This window comes from Arsenophonus sp. ENCA (assembly GCF_002287155.1).
In the GTDB taxonomy this organism is placed as follows: Bacteria; Pseudomonadota; Gammaproteobacteria; order Enterobacterales; family Enterobacteriaceae; genus Arsenophonus; species Arsenophonus nilaparvatae.
Genome location: NZ_NHNG01000218.1, coordinates 1 through 684, shown reverse-complemented (window position 1 = coordinate 684; position 684 = coordinate 1). Strand labels below are relative to the sequence as shown.

The window sequence follows — 684 nt, the reverse complement described above, 5'->3', positions numbered from 1 at the left end:
AATGATTGCTTTACATAAACGATTATCTCGTAACAGCCGCTCTTTGTTGATCATTTCAAACCTTTATTCTCTAAGTTAAACCTCTTTTTATTCTCAATAGCGTGACAAAAAATGCAAGTCTCTATTCAGCAACTAGTTTAATGATTTTCTCTGCCGAATTGAAAACGTTGATAGAGAAAGTTCACGCTGAAAGAGTGCCTTTTTCGTTGATGTGCAATCTACCCGCTAATTTCAGGAAATCGCCCACCGTTTGGCAGTTCCATTTTTTACCGCTTTTTTGTAGTGAAAATGGCTACATGGGCACTTTCTTCCATGCTCATGAGTTCCTGTTTTTATCGCCGTTGGAGTATGTCGATGGCATGCAGCCTTATTTCTCACGAGTTTCGCACAAAACTAATTTGGGTACGCTAATAAAACACGGATGTGCTCAGCAATAGCATTTTTGATTACGTCCCAATTTTGTTGATAAAGGGTTATTTTTTCAGATATACGACGTTTATGTTGTTCAAACCACGCAGAAATAGCGAGAAAAATATGATTTCTTTGCGCTCGGCTCGTGCGAGCCTGACAGCGTTCAATACCACAATTTTGTTTAACTTCTCGATGATAAACTTCAACAGACCAACGGGCATCCATGATAGATTTGACGTATTCACGGGTGGGATTCTCTTTGTTTGTTACTAT

Annotated in this window: 2 protein-coding genes; one reads left to right on the top strand and one right to left on the bottom strand. The window is 38.9% G+C overall.

What is annotated here, in order from left to right:
* Positions 1–101: 101 nt before the first annotated feature.
* Positions 102–437 carry a hypothetical protein gene (locus tag CBG25_RS05670; RefSeq protein WP_290605193.1) on the top strand — a complete coding sequence of 112 codons (336 nt, stop codon included), beginning with the start codon at positions 102–104 and terminating at the stop codon, positions 435–437.
* Here the strand turns inward: CBG25_RS05670 and CBG25_RS05665 are convergent.
* The coding region (locus CBG25_RS05665; RefSeq protein WP_290603789.1) for a transposase at positions 394–684 on the bottom strand (291 nt) is incomplete at its 5' end. The genes CBG25_RS05670 and CBG25_RS05665 overlap by 44 nt on opposite strands.